Source organism: Rubellimicrobium roseum (assembly GCF_006152145.1).
In the GTDB taxonomy this organism is placed as follows: domain Bacteria; phylum Pseudomonadota; class Alphaproteobacteria; order Rhodobacterales; family Rhodobacteraceae; genus Rubellimicrobium; species Rubellimicrobium roseum.
The window spans coordinates 114,385-127,025 of record NZ_VDFV01000002.1 but is presented as its reverse complement, the minus strand read 5'-3'; the positions used below and the strand labels follow the sequence as shown (position 1 = coordinate 127,025).

At 71.6% G+C, this 12,641-nt stretch carries 12 protein-coding genes; 2 read left to right on the top strand and 10 right to left on the bottom strand.

Annotated features, from left to right (window positions below; all coding sequences use genetic code 11):
- Positions 1-14: 14 nt before the first annotated feature.
- The 3 genes from FHG71_RS03040 to FHG71_RS03030 form a co-directional block, all read right to left on the bottom strand.
- Positions 15-605, bottom strand: a complete 591-nt coding sequence (locus tag FHG71_RS03040) for an alpha/beta hydrolase (protein ID WP_139080144.1) — start codon at positions 603-605, stop codon at positions 15-17.
- Complete coding sequence (locus tag FHG71_RS03035) at positions 602-1,534, bottom strand: VOC family protein (protein ID WP_139080143.1); 933 nt, start codon at positions 1,532-1,534, stop codon at positions 602-604. The genes FHG71_RS03040 and FHG71_RS03035 overlap by 4 nt, the downstream gene beginning before the upstream one ends.
- A gap of 103 nt (positions 1,535-1,637) precedes the next feature.
- Complete coding sequence (locus FHG71_RS03030; RefSeq protein ID WP_139080142.1) at positions 1,638-3,062, bottom strand: aldehyde dehydrogenase family protein; 1,425 nt, start codon at positions 3,060-3,062, stop codon at positions 1,638-1,640.
- Positions 3,063-3,170: 108 nt separating this feature from the next.
- On the opposite strand from FHG71_RS03030, the gene FHG71_RS03025 reads away from it, so the two are divergent.
- Entirely contained in the window at positions 3,171-3,824 is a 654-nt protein-coding gene (locus tag FHG71_RS03025) for a peroxiredoxin (RefSeq protein ID WP_139080141.1), read from the top strand.
- A 61-nt stretch (positions 3,825-3,885) separates the two neighbouring features.
- Here FHG71_RS03025 and FHG71_RS03020 read toward each other — a convergent pair whose 3' ends face one another.
- The gene (locus tag FHG71_RS03020) at positions 3,886-5,223 is read right to left on the bottom strand and encodes an alpha/beta hydrolase (protein WP_246045323.1); all 1,338 of its coding nucleotides are present in this window, start codon (positions 5,221-5,223) and stop codon (positions 3,886-3,888) included.
- 176 nt (positions 5,224-5,399) lie between these two features.
- Here FHG71_RS03020 and FHG71_RS24180 point away from each other — a divergent pair, with 176 nt between their 5' ends.
- A complete protein-coding gene (locus tag FHG71_RS24180) occupies positions 5,400-7,112 on the top strand; it encodes a catalase (protein ID WP_246045322.1) in 1,713 nt (570 codons plus the stop codon).
- On the opposite strand, the gene FHG71_RS03010 is transcribed toward FHG71_RS24180, so the two are convergent.
- From FHG71_RS03010 to rpsO, 6 genes are all read right to left on the bottom strand, one after another.
- On the bottom strand, positions 7,048-7,602 hold the full coding sequence (locus FHG71_RS03010) for a L,D-transpeptidase (protein ID WP_139080140.1): 555 nt from the start codon (positions 7,600-7,602) through the stop codon (positions 7,048-7,050). The two genes, FHG71_RS24180 and FHG71_RS03010, sit on opposite strands and share 65 nt — an antisense overlap.
- A 111-nt stretch (positions 7,603-7,713) precedes the next feature.
- Complete coding sequence (locus FHG71_RS03005; protein ID WP_139080139.1) at positions 7,714-8,373, bottom strand: L,D-transpeptidase; 660 nt, start codon at positions 8,371-8,373, stop codon at positions 7,714-7,716.
- Positions 8,374-8,461: 88 nt separating this feature from the next.
- Positions 8,462-9,244 (bottom strand): glycosyltransferase family 25 protein, encoded by a 783-nt coding sequence (locus FHG71_RS03000; protein WP_139080138.1) that lies wholly within the window; start codon positions 9,242-9,244, stop codon positions 8,462-8,464.
- 3 nt (positions 9,245-9,247) lie between these two features.
- The gene (locus tag FHG71_RS02995; protein WP_139080137.1) at positions 9,248-9,946 is read right to left on the bottom strand and encodes a hypothetical protein; all 699 of its coding nucleotides are present in this window, start codon (positions 9,944-9,946) and stop codon (positions 9,248-9,250) included.
- A gap of 61 nt (positions 9,947-10,007) precedes the next feature.
- Positions 10,008-12,146 (bottom strand): polyribonucleotide nucleotidyltransferase, encoded by a 2,139-nt coding sequence (pnp, locus tag FHG71_RS02990; RefSeq protein WP_139080136.1) that lies wholly within the window; start codon positions 12,144-12,146, stop codon positions 10,008-10,010.
- A 199-nt stretch (positions 12,147-12,345) separates the two neighbouring features.
- Positions 12,346-12,615: a 30S ribosomal protein S15 gene (gene rpsO, locus FHG71_RS02985; RefSeq protein ID WP_139080135.1), complete on the bottom strand. Its 270-nt coding sequence runs from the start codon at positions 12,613-12,615 to the stop codon at positions 12,346-12,348.
- Between the last annotated feature and the right edge of the window lie 26 nt (positions 12,616-12,641).

Genomic DNA, 12,641 nt, shown 5'->3' with positions numbered 1-12,641 from the left:
GGGCCGCCCCTCGTTCATGCGGCCAGGAAGGCCCGCGCCGCCTCCCATTCCCCGGGCGCCACCTCGTGCCCGCCGCCGTGCCAGTGCAGCGTCACCTGCGCGCCCTGCGATTCCAGCCAGTCCGACAGGCGCACGGTCAGGGGCACGGGGCAGATCGGGTCCCGCTGCCCGGCCGTCACGAGCACCCGCCGCCCCGAAAGCCCCGGCGCGTCCGGCGGCGTGAAGGGAATGAGAGGGTGCATCAGCACCGCCTCCGTGAACAGATCGGGCCGATGCGCCAGCACCGAAGCCAGGATATTGGCCCCGTTCGAGTAGCCCAGGCCCGCGACCCGCGTGGCCCCCGTCCGGGCGATCTCGCCTTCGACGAACCCGGCCATCGCGGCCGTGCGGCGCCCCAGGTCCTCCATGTCGTAGACGCCTTCGCCAGTGCGGCGGAAGAAGCGGAGCATCCCGTGCTCGTTCACCTCGCCCCGGGGGGAAACGACATGCGCCCCCGGCAGGAGCTGCCGCCCCACGTCCAGAAGCTGCCTCTCGTCCCCGCCGGTGCCGTGGAAGGTCAGCAGGAGCGGCGCGCCCGCGTCCCCGTCGAGCCGCGCCGCGATCACGCCAGGCCCTCCAGGGGCTCCAGCTGCCGCACCAGCCGCTCGCGCAGGTGGTCGTGCTGGCGCGGCAGCTTCAGAGCCGTGCCCAACGCCTCGGGCGCCTCGTCGCGGGCGAAGCCCGGCTCCTCGGTCGCGACCTCGAACAGCACGCCGCCGGGCGAGCGGAAATAGATCGCCCAGAAGTAGTCGCGGTCGATCGAGGGCGTGGCCTGGAAGCCCGCCGCGGCCAGCTCCTGCCGGACCTCCGCCTGCGCGGCGCGGTCGGCGACCGAGAAGGCGACGTGGTGGACGCTGCCCGCGCTCTGCAGCGCGGGGCGGGCGGTCGGGTCCTCGTGCAGGTCCACGACCTGCGCCCCGTTGCCCCGGTCCAGCCGCATCCGCGTGACCGCGCCCTCGCGCCCCGCCTCCCGGTAGCCCATCAGCCGCAGGAGGTCCGCCGTCGCCCCCACGTCGCGCAGCGCGAGCGTCACCGAATGGAAGCCCCGGATCGCCGTCTCCACGCCCACGCCCCCTTCGGTCCAGGGCGTCCGGTCGTCGCCCGCGACCTCCACGAGCGCGAGGCTTTCCCCGTCGGGTCCCTCGGTCAGCAGCCGCTCCTCGCCAAAGGCGATCTCGCGCGTGGTCGGGCCCAGGGGGGCGAGCCGCTCCTCCCAGGCCGGAAGGCTGCCCACCGGCACCGCGAAGGCGGTCAGCGCGGCCTCGCCCGTGCCCCGTTTGCCGCGGGCGGCGTTCGGAAAGGGGAAGGAGGTCATCACCGTCCCCGGCCGCCCCAGCCCGTCCCCGAAATACAGGTGGTAGACGTCCGGCGCGTCGAAGTTCACCGTCGTCTTGACGCGGCGCAGGCCCAGCGCCTGCGTGTAGAAGGCGTTGTTCGCCGCCGCGCCCGACGCCAGCATCGTGACGTGATGCAGCCCGTTGATCCTGTCCGTCATCGCATCCTCCGCAAGCCTTACGGCGGAGAGATAGGCGATGAGGGGCCGGGGACCCAATTCCCTTCGCCCGAACCGGCCCTGTGCGCGGATGCGGGACCAGGCCTCACCAGCCCGAGATGGACTTCACCTCCAGGAACTCCTCGATCCCCCAGGCGCCGCCCTCGCGCGCGCGCCCCGAAGCCTTGGTGCCGCCGAAGGGCGCGCCGCGCCCGCGGCTCTGGCCGTTCATCTCGACCATGCCGGACTTGAGCCTGCGCGCGAGGCGGTGCCGCCGCGCCTCGTCCTGCGTCTGGATGTAGTTGGTGAGCCCGTAGTCGGTGTCGTTGGCGATCCGCAGCGCCTCCTCCTCGGTGTCGAAGGGGAGCATGGACAGGACGGGGCCGAAGATCTCGATCTTCTCGATGCTCATGCCGGGGACCACGTCCGCAAAGACCGTGGGCCGCACGAAGAAGCCGCGGTTCAGGTGCTCGGGCCGCCCGGGGCCGCCGGCCACCAGCCGCGCGCCCTCCTCGATCCCCTTCTGGATCAGGCCCTGCACGTGCTCCCACTGCCGCGCGTTCACCACCGGGCCGATATGCGGGCCGGGCTCGGAGGCGGGGCCCACCGTCGTCGCCTCGGCCACGCCGCGCGCGATCTCGACCGCCTGCTCGTAGACGGGCCGCTCGACCAGCATCCGCGCGGGCGCGTTGCAGCTCTGGCCGGTGTTCTCCATGACGTGCCGCACGCCGCGCTCGACCGCCCGCTCGTCCGCGTCGGCGAAGACGAGGTTCGCGCCCTTGCCACCCAGTTCCAGCGTCACGCGCTTGAACGTGTCGGCTGCCGCCACCGTGATCGCCCGCCCCGCGCGGGTCGAGCCGGTGAACGAGATCATCTCCACGTCCGGGTGGGTGGACAGCCGCGTGCCCGCGCCCGCCCCGTCGCCCTGGATCAGGTTGAACACGCCGGGCGGGCATCCGGCGTCGTGCAGCATCTCGGCCACCACCACCGCCGAGAGCGGCGCCTGCTCGGACGGCTTGAGGACCGAGGTGCAGCCGGCCAGCAGCGCCGGGATCACCTTGAGCGCGATCTGGTTGGCCGGCCAGTTCCACGGCGTGATGAGCCCCACCACGCCGATAGGCTCCATCGCGATCATGCTGCCCCTGGGGCCCAGCGGGCGCAGCCATTCGATCCGGTCGAAGGCCGTCAGGAAGTTCTCTAGGTGCCACGAGAAGGAGGGGGCCTGCTCGGCCAGCGCGAAGTCGATGGGAGCGCCCATCTCGCGGCTGATCGCCTCGGCGAAGTCGCGCTCGCGCCGCCCGTACTGCTCCAGGATGCGCCCGGCGAGCGCGCGGCGCTCCTGCGGGTCGGTCTCGGCCCAGGCGGGCAGGGCGGCCTTGGCGGCGTCCACGGCGGCGTCCACGTCCTGCGGGCCCGCCAGCATGATCGTCACGGCGCCTTCCTCGGTCGAGGGATCGATGACCACGTGCTCGCGCCCGTCCCGCGATTCGACCCATTGCCCGCCGATGTAGAAGCTGCGCTTGTCGATCATGGCCGTCCCCTCAGAGGTGCCGTGGCGTCCCCACGGTCCGCTCACTATATTGCCCGGGCCATCGCCCGGCCAAGGCCGGGCCACGACATCGCCAAGGGGAGCCGCGACATGGGCCTGCGCATCAACGACACCATCCCGAACCTGCGGGTCGAGACCGACCAGGGAACCATCAGCCTCCATGACTGGGTGGGCGACTCCTGGGCGGTGATCTTCAGCCATCCCAAGGATTTCACCCCCGTCTGCACCACCGAGTTCGGCGCCGTCGCGCGGCTCGACGAGGAGTGGAAGAAGCGCGGCGTCAAGGTGCTGGGCGTGTCAGTGGACGGGGTCGAGGACCACCTCCGCTGGAAGGAGGACATCAAGGTCGCGGGCTCCGCCGAGCCGACCTTCCCCATCGCGGCCGACCAGGACCTCGCCATCTCCAAGGCCTTCGACATGCTTCCGGCCGAGGCCTACCTGCCCGACGGCCGCACGCCCAACGACACGGCAACGGTGCGGTCGGTCTTCATCATCGGCCCGGACAGGAAGCTGAAGCTGTCGATGACCTATCCGATGACGGTGGGCCGCAACTTCTCCGAGATCCTGCGGGCGGTGGACGCGCTGCAGGCCTCGGTGAAGAACGGCGTGGCCACCCCGGCCGACTGGCAGCCCGGCGACGACGTCATCATCCCCGTCGCCGTCAAGGACGACGAGGCGCGGGCGAAGTTCGGCGAGTTCACCACCGTCCTGCCCTACCTGCGCAAGACCAAGCTACCGGCCTGAGCCGGCCCTTCGCCCCGTCCGGGGCCGCAGCCCGGCCCCGCTGGGGGCCGGGCCAAGGCGCTTACTGCTCGGCAGGGGCCGCGTCGCCCTCGACGGCCTCGGCCGCCGGAGCGGCGTTCTCCTGCTGGACCGCGCCATCGACGGGCTCCAGCCCGCCTTCTACAGCGGTGTCGTCGCCTTCGGCGGCCGTCGCCTCCACGTCCGTGACCTCGTTGGCCGGGGCCTCCGCCGTCGCCGGATCGCGCGCCTCGAAGACGGTGCGCAGCGCGAAGCTCGCCATGTCCGTCGCCTCCTTCGCCTCGGGCACCACCGCGCCCATGCCGAAGAACTCGTGCGTGACGCCCGGATAGGTCATCTGCTGCACGTCCACGCCCTGCGCGGTCAGGGCCTCGGCCAGCGCCTCGCCCTCGCTGGCCAGCGGGTCGATCTGCGCGTTGATGACCGTCGCGGGCGGCAGCCCCGCCAGATCCGTCCGGTCCACGAGGTTGATGCGCGGGTCGGCCGTCTGGGACGGATCCGTGAAGACGTGCTCCACGAACCACATCATCGCGTCGCGCGACAGGGGCTGCGCGTCCGCGTAGGTCTGGTAGGAGGGCGTCTCCATGTCGTTGCCCGCCACCGGATAGACCAGCAGCATGTGATCGGGCTGGATGAGCTGCGCGTCGCGGGCGTTGATGGCCACGTTCATGGCGAGGTTGCCGCCCGCGCTCTCGCCCGCCACCGCCAGCCGCTCGGCGTCGGCGTTCAGCGTGCCCGAGTTCTCGATGATCCAGGCATAGGCGGCGTTGGCGTCCTCGTGCGCCGCCGGGAAGGGGTTCTCGGGGGCGTGGCGGTATTCCACCGAGACCACGACCGCCTGGGCCCCGGCCGCGAGCGCCCGCGCCGAGGCGTCGTAGGTGTCGATGTCCGCGATCACCCAGCCCCCGCCGTGATAGTAGACGATCAGCGGGAAGGGGCCCTCGCCCTCGGGCGTGTAGACGCGCAGCGGCTGCTCCGAGCCGTCGGCGGCCGGATAGGTGAGGTCGCGCGTGGCAATCGCCGCCAGCTCGGGCGGGGTTTCGATGCCCTGCTCCTCCATCACCGCCATGACGGCGTCGGCGGGCGTGGGCTCCTGCCGCTGCTCCTCGGGCGGCAGCGTGCCGATCGGGTCCGCGCCCAGTTCGGCCAACTGGTCCAGCACCTGCTGCATCTCGGCCGTGGGCTGGGCTGGCTCGCCCGCCGCGGCGGTCTGGGTGCCCTCCTCGGCCATGGGCTGGGTGGTCGCGTCGTCCTGGGCCGTGTCGTCGGGCGTGGCCGCGTCGTCGCCGGTGGCGTCCTGCGCCAGCAGGGCCACGGGCGAAAGCGTCAGGGCCGCCACGAGCGCCGCGCTCGCGGTGGTCGTTCTCAGCAGGGAATGCATGGAAGATCCTTTCGGAATCCGAACCGGTTCAGGCGGCCAATGCCCGGAAGCGGACAGGAGTTCCCGCGACGGCACCGTCACAAAGTCGTAGGGCGCGAAGCCCCGACCGACCGGAACCGCGCGCTGCGCTGGGGGTTCGCCCGGCGCGTCCCGCCCTCGATCCCCCGGAGCCTGCCATGACCTCGACCGTTTCCGCCCCGCCCCGGTCCCCTGCGGCCGACCTCGAACGCCCGGCCCCGGACGAGGCCGAGACCATCGCCACGCTCGACGCGGCGATGCGCCGGATCCAGGAAACGACCCTGAAGGACTACGGCCACGCCCTGCGCAGCGTCCACGCCAAGAGCCATGGCCTGATCGAGGGCGAGATGCGGGTGCCGGGCGGCCTGCCGCCCGAGCTGGCGCAGGGGCTCTTCGCCCGGCCGGGCACCTACCGGGTGGTCATGCGGCTTTCGACCAACCCCGGCGACGTGCTCGACGACACCGTGTCCGCACCGCGCGGCATGGCGATCAAGGTGATGGGCGTCGAGGGCGAGCGCCTGCCCGGCTCCGAGGGCGGGCGGACTCAGGATTTCGTCATGGCGAACGCGCCCGCCTTCGCCGCGCCCGACCCCAAGGCCTTCGCGGGGAACCTGTCGCTCCTTGCCGCTACGACCGACACCGGGCAGGGCTGGAAGAAGGGCCTGTCCGCCACCCTGCGTGGCGCCGAGGCCGCGGTCGAGGCGATGGGGTCCAAGAGCCCGACGCTCACCACCCTCGGCGGCCAGCCGATCACGCATCCCCTGGGCGAGACCTTCTACACCCAGACGCCCTTCCTCTACGGCGACCACGTGGCCAAGCTGTCGCTGGCCCCGGTCTCGCCCGGCCTCGTCGCGCTGACCGGCCAGCCCGTGGACGTGCAAGGCCGCCCGAACGGGTTGCGCGAGGCGGTCATCGACGTCTTCCGCGAGCAGGACGCCGAATGGGAGCTGCGCGTCCAGCTCCGCACCAAGGCCGAGACCATGCCCATCGAGGACGCCTCGGTGCCCTGGCCCGAGGAGGAGAGCCCCTACGTCGCCGTGGCCCGGATCACCGCGCCGCGCCAGCCCGCCTGGAGCGAGGCCCGCGCGCGGCAGGTGGACGACGGCCTGGCCTTTAGCCCCTGGCACGGGCTGGCCGCGCACCAGCCGCTGGGTGGCATCAACCGCGCCCGCCGGGGCACCTACGACAACGCGGCCCGCTTCCGGTCGCAGCGGAACGGCTGCCCCATCGCCGAGCCCTCGCGCGGGCTGCGGCTCGTCGATGAGCCGGCTATGACCTACGGCACGGCCCCGGGCCGCGAAGGCCGGCGTCCCGGAACGCCGGACGCGCGCGACGGGGCCTGGGGCCAGCCAGTGAACGACACGATGCGCCATGCCGTCGCCGGCGCCGCCGGAGGTCTGGCGGCGGGGCTCCTCCTGTCGGGGGTCATCGCCGGGATGGGCGCCGCCCAGGGACGGGCCTCGGAACTGGTGACCCTCGAGCGCCGCACGCTGGGCCGCCCCGAGCATCCCGACAGGTCTGGCTCGGCCCGCGAGGAGGCGCTGGGCCACGGCGGACATCTCGCGCTGTCGGCCCTGGCCGGCGCGGGCTACGGCGCGGTCCACAAGGGCGAGGGCTCGCCGGTGGCGGCGGGGCTCGCCTTCGGGGTCGGGTTCTGGGCGCTGGCCTATGGCGTGGTGGGCCCCGCCCTGGGCGTCACGCCCAGGCCCTGGCGCGACGAGCCCGCCAACCTCGCCCAGCACGCGCTCCTGCATGCGGTCTTCGGGGTCGCCACGGCGCTGGCGGCCGATCGCGTCGCGCCCCCGCTCAGAGCGAGATCACCCGCGTCCCGACCGGCACCCGGTCGTAAAGGTCGATCATGTGTTCGTTGATCATGCGCGGGCAGCCTGAGGAGAAGCTCTGCCCCATGGTCCAGGGCTGCGGCGTGCCGTGGATGCGGAAGAACGTGTCGCGCCCGTCCTGGTACAGGTAGAGCGCCCGCGCCCCCAGCGGGTTCATCGGATGCCCGCCCGGCAGGCCGCCCCGGAACTTGCCGTAGACATGCGGCTCGATGGCGACCATCTCGGGCGTGGGCCGCCACGAGGGCCATTCGACCTTGCGGGCGACCGTGGCCACGCCCCGGAAGTTGCGCCCCGGCGCCCCCACGGCGATCTTGTAGCGCCGCGCGCGGCCCTCCCCGATGGTCCAGTAAAGCCAGGTGTTCTCCACGTCGACATGGATCTCGCCCAAGGGCACGCCGGGCGCGATGTCCACGTCGGTGGGCAGCCAGTCGGGCGGAATGCGGACGACGTCCCGCGCCAGCGCGGGCGCGGCCAAGACGCTCGCCGCCGCGGCGGCGAGAAAGCTTCGGCGGGTTGTCATGGTGCGGGCCTGTTTCCCTGCGTGTTCTGCTCGGGGCAAGCCTAGCAGAACGGCCGCCGAGTCGCCCCGGCGGCCGTTCGTTTTCATTCGACCGTGGCCTATCTGCGACCCTCAGTAGGCGTAGGCCCGCGCGCCCAGCGGCACGCGGTCGTAAAGGTCGATGACGTGGCTGTTGTACATGCGGAAGCAGCCGTTCGAGGCGTTGTGCCCGATCGAGGTGGGGTCCACCGTGCCGTGGACCCGGATCGCCGTGTCGCGCTCGCCCTGGAAAAAGTACAGCGCCCGCGCGCCCAGCGGGTTGTCGGGGCCCCCCGGCATCCCGTCGGCGTACTTGGCGTAGCGGTCCGGGTTGCGGTCGATCATCTCGTCCGTGGGCCGCCAGGACGGCCATTCCACCTTGCGGCCGATCACCGCCTGCCCATGCCAGCCGAGCCCCTCCGTCCCCACGGCCACGCCGTAGCGGATGGCGTAGTCGCCCGGCAGGATGAAATAAAGGTAATGGCTCTGCGGCACGATGTGGATGTCGTTCGGCACGAGGCCCGGCGCCACCTGCACCACGCGCGCGCGGAACCGGTCGGGGATCTCGTAGTCGCCGTCGAAGTCGGGGGGCAGCGTCAGCGAGGCCTGCACCGCCTGTGGCCCGATGTTCAGCCGGAGCGGGCCCGGGTCCTCGATGAGCGGCGCCTCGGCGGAGACGAGCTCCTGCGCGGCGGCACGCCCGGCGGCGAGCGCCAGCGCCGAGGCGGCGATGAAGCGGCGGCGGGTCAGCATGCGTGGTCGTCCTCGTTCGAATCGGGCGGCCGAAGGGGACGCCCCGCCTTCCGTTCTATCTTGGCCGGAGCGGGCCCGGCAACGCCGTTCACCCGCCGGATGCGGTTCCGCCCAGCCCCCGCCGCAGCTTGTGAAAGGCGGCCCGCGCCTTGTCGCCCCACAGCCGGCGCTGCTTGACGAGCCCATAGAGCGGGCGGCGCCCCTCGACCTTGCGCCGGGCACCGGGGGCGTCGATCTCGCTCTCGGCCCCCGTGGGCCGGACGAGCGGCGGCCAGACCGCGAGCCCCCGGTCGGTGGCCGTCAGCCAGCGGCGGAAATGGTTGTCCACCGGCGCGTCGATCCGCGCGTGGCCCCCGACGAATCGGCCCGCTCCCTCGCGCGACCAGATCAGGCCCGTCGTGGTCATCGGGAAGTAGTGCGCGCGGCCCAGCACATGGGTCGTCCCCTCGCCCGCGAAGTCCCGCAACGGCGTGAAGAACTTCCGCTTCCCCGCGCCGATGTTGCACAGGTCCCAGTCCCCGGGCTGCCCCGCCAGCCAGTCCAGGACCTCGCCCAGAACCCGCGCCGCGCCGGGGACGGGCGCCATGTCGTCCTCCAGCACGACGGCGAAGCGGGCCCCGGTCGCGAGGAAGCGGCGCGCGCAGTCGAGGTGGCTCAGGTAGCATCCGATCTCGCCGCCCCGGAGCGTCCGTCCCATGTAGGCCAGCGCGCCGGCCTCGTCGTAGCCCGGCAGGGACGCGGGCGGCACGCCCCGCCCGTCGAAGGCTGCCACCCGCTCGAAGCCGAGGCCCTGCGCCTCCAGCGCGCGCGTGGCCAGGGCCAGCCGCTCGTCCGAGCCGTCGAGGTTGATGAGATAGGTGACGGCGGTCACGGCTCAGCCCGGGCTGCGGCCGCGCCACCAGTCCCTCAGGCGCGCGAAGCGCTTGGGCGGGCGCGGCATGGTGGTGCGCTGGTCGCCGATGTGGTGGCAGAAGCCGGGCTCGAGGAAGGCCACAACCTTTCCCTGCGCCCGCAGGTGGCGCGAGACGTGTCGCTCCTTCTCGAAGCGGGCGAAGCCGCCCAGCTCCTCCCAGAGCGCGCGCCGCGCGAGGTGCGGGTTGAAGGTCCAGCCGTGCCACTGGTCGTGCAGCCGGTCGAGGCAGGCGTAGCGGACGCCGTCGCGCTCCTCGTGGCGGATGCGCGCACGGTCGGCCTCGGTGAACCAGGTGAAGTCCGAGATCCCCCGGAAGCACACGGCCGAAAGCGAGGGCTCGACCTCCAGGAGATGCCGTGCAGGGTCGAGGAAGTCGTGCCGGGTGTAGGCCCAGTCGTCCTCGTCGTGCCAGATGAAGGGGGTCGTCACCTCGGCGTACATCGCGTCGATGACGCGGTGCTGGCCCTGGCGCGGGGCCCCGGTCCCCACGATCCGCCCGTTGGGGCAGCGATCCAGCAGCACGGCGCTGCTTTCGGCGTCGCCGAAGTCGTTGACGGCCAGCGTCCGCACGGCGCGCAGCTCGGGCGAGAGGCTGTCGAGGCTTGCCGCCAGCAGGTCCGGGCGGCTTCCGATGGTCAGGCAGTGGGTGATGTCGTCCATGGTTCCGGTCCCCGCAAGGCAGGCGCGGGCCCCCTGGGGGACCCGCGCCCGAGGCGGTGAATCACTCGGCCGCCGGAGCCTCTTCCTTGGCCATCTCCTGGCCGGTCGCCTGGTCGACGACCTTCATCGACAGACGCACCTTGCCGCGGTCGTCGAAGCCCAGAAGCTTGACCCAGACCTCCTGGCCTTCCTTCAGCGCATCCGACGGATGGTTCAGGCGGCGGTTCTCGATCTGGGACACGTGCACGAGGCCGTCGCGCTTGCCGAAGAAGTTCACGAAGGCGCCGAAGTCCACAATCTTGACGACCGTGCCCTTGTAGACGCCGCCTTCCTCGGGCTCCGCCACGATCGAGTAGATCATGTCGTAGGCCTTCTTGATCGCGTCCCCGTTGGACGACGCGATCTTGATGGTGCCGTCGTCGTTGATGTCGACCTTGGCGCCCGATACTTCCACGATCTCGCGGATGACCTTGCCGCCCGAGCCGATCACTTCCCGGATCTTGTCGGTCGGGATGGTCATCGTCTCGATGCGCGGCGCGTGGACGCTGAAGGCGTTCGCGCTGGTCAGCGCCTTGGCCATCTCGCCCAGGATGTGCAGCCGGCCGGCCTTGGCCTGCTCAAGCGCCTTGCCCATGATCTCGGGCGTGATGCCCGCGACCTTGATGTCCATCTGGAGCGAGGTGATCCCGGCCTCGGTGCCCGCGACCTTGAAGTCCATGTCGCCGAGGTGGTCCTCGTCGCCCAGGATGTCGGTCAGCACGGCCCACTGGCCGTCCTCTTCCAGCACGAGGCCCATCGCCACGCCGGCTACGGGGGCCTTCAGCGGCACGCCCGCATCCATCATCGACAGCGATCCGCCGCAGACGGAGGCCATCGAGGAGGAGCCGTTCGACTCGGTGATCTCCGACACGACGCGGATCGTGTAGGGGAAGTCCGTGGGCGCGGGCAGCACCGCCTGCAGCGCGCGCCAGGCGAGCTTGCCGTGGCCGATCTCGCGACGTCCGGGCGAGCCCACGCGGCCGACTTCACCGACCGAATAGGGCGGGAAGTTGTAGTGCAGCAGGAAGTTCTCTTTGAAGTTGCCGTGCAGCGCGTCGATGAACTGCTCGTCGTCGCCGGTGCCCAGCGTGGTCACGACCAGCGCCTGCGTCTCGCCGCGCGTGAACAGCGCCGAGCCGTGGGTCCGGGGCAGCACGCCCGTCTCGCTCACGATGGGGCGCACCACGTCGAGCGCGCGCCCGTCGATCCGCTTGCCGCCGCGCACGATGTCGCCGCGCAGCACGCTCGACTCGAGGTCCTTGAGCGCCGCCTTGAGGCTCGGGTCGGCCCGCTCCTCCTCGGAGAGGCCCGCCTTGATGGTCTCGACGGCGGCGTCGATGGCCGCCACGCGGTCCTGCTTCACGCGCAGCGCGAAGGCTTCGCGCATGGCGGTCTCGCCCAGGGCCCGCACCCGCGCCGACAAGGCCGAATAGTCCACCGGCTCGAAGTCGAAGGGCTCCTTGGCCGCGGCCTCGGCGAGGTCGATGATGAGGTCGATGACCGGCTGCATCTGCTCGTGCGCGAAGGTGACCGCGCCCAGCATCTCCTGCTCGGAGAGTTCATAGGCCTCGGACTCCACCATCATGACGGCGTCCTTGGTGCCCGCCACCACGAGGTCGAGCCGCTGCTCGGGCTTGTTGCGGATGCCCTGGATGTCGTCGACCTGCGGGTTCAGCACGTACTGGCCGTTGACGAAGCCCACGCGCGCCGCGCCGATCGGGCCCATGAAGGGCACGCCCGACAGGGTCAGCGCGGCGGAGGCCGCGATCATCGCCACGATGTCCGGCTCGTTCTGGAGGTCATGGCTCAGCACGGTGCACATCACGAGCACCTCGTTGCGGAAGCCCGGGACGAACAGCGGCCGGATCGGCCGGTCGATCAGGCGCGACGTCAGCGTCTCCTTCTCCGAAGGGCGCGCCTCGCGCTTGAAGAAGCCGCCCGGAATCTTGCCGGCGGCGTAGAATTTCTCCTGGTAGTGCACGGTCAGGGGGAAGAAGTCCTGGCCCGGCTTCGGCTCCTTGGCGAAGGTGACGTTCGCCATGACCGAGGTCTCGCCCAGCGTGGCGATGACGCTGCCATCCGCCTGACGGGCGACCTTGCCCGTTTCCAGCGTCAGCGTCTCGCCGCCCCACTGGATCGATTTCTTGTGTTCGTTGAACATCGGGTGTCCTTCCGGCGCGCCTTCGCGCCTGTGATGCCCCCCTGTCACTTCCATTTCCTGGGGGCCGGTTTTCGGAGGGGCCGCATTGCCCCTGGCTCTGTCTGTGCGAGGCGCCGGTCGAGCCCGGCCGACGCCCGTCGTCGGATAAGGAAACCGCGCCCCCCGGTCTTCGGTTCGAGGGGCGCGGTTCGGTCGTCTCTTAGCGGCGCAGGCCCAGACGCTCGATCAGGGACTGGTAGCGGGCCTCGTCCTTGCCCTTGAGGTAGTCGAGCAGCTTGCGGCGCTGCGCCACCATCATGAGAAGGCCGCGGCGGCCGTGGTTGTCCTTCTTGTGCGTCTTGAAGTGCTCGGTCAGCGTGGCGATGCGCGAGCTCAGGATCGCGACCTGCACCTCGGGCGAGCCGGTGTCGCCGGGCTTCGTCGCGAAATCGGAAAGGATGCGGGCCTTGTCTTCGGCGGTGATCGACATCGGAGTGTCTCCTGTAGGGTTCGTGT

What these genes read in the sequence shown, in the direction of transcription:
- FHG71_RS03030 (WP_139080142.1), bottom strand. Translation starts at nt 3,062, where the DNA reads ATGATCGACAAGCGCAGCTTCTACATCGGCGGGCAATGGGTCGAATCG.
- FHG71_RS24180 (WP_246045322.1), top strand. Translation starts at nt 5,400, where the DNA reads ATGACCTCGACCGTTTCCGCCCCGCCCCGGTCCCCTGCGGCCGACCTC.
- FHG71_RS03035 (WP_139080143.1), bottom strand. Translation starts at nt 1,534, where the DNA reads ATGACGGACAGGATCAACGGGCTGCATCACGTCACGATGCTGGCGTCG.
- FHG71_RS03010 (WP_139080140.1), bottom strand. Translation starts at nt 7,602, where the DNA reads ATGACAACCCGCCGAAGCTTTCTCGCCGCCGCGGCGGCGAGCGTCTTG.
- pnp (WP_139080136.1), bottom strand. Translation starts at nt 12,146, where the DNA reads ATGTTCAACGAACACAAGAAATCGATCCAGTGGGGCGGCGAGACGCTG.
- FHG71_RS02995 (WP_139080137.1), bottom strand. Translation starts at nt 9,946, where the DNA reads ATGGACGACATCACCCACTGCCTGACCATCGGAAGCCGCCCGGACCTG.
- FHG71_RS03020 (WP_246045323.1), bottom strand. Translation starts at nt 5,223, where the DNA reads ATGCATTCCCTGCTGAGAACGACCACCGCGAGCGCGGCGCTCGTGGCG.
- rpsO (WP_139080135.1), bottom strand. Translation starts at nt 12,615, where the DNA reads ATGTCGATCACCGCCGAAGACAAGGCCCGCATCCTTTCCGATTTCGCG.
- FHG71_RS03025 (WP_139080141.1), top strand. Translation starts at nt 3,171, where the DNA reads ATGGGCCTGCGCATCAACGACACCATCCCGAACCTGCGGGTCGAGACC.
- FHG71_RS03005 (WP_139080139.1), bottom strand. Translation starts at nt 8,373, where the DNA reads ATGCTGACCCGCCGCCGCTTCATCGCCGCCTCGGCGCTGGCGCTCGCC.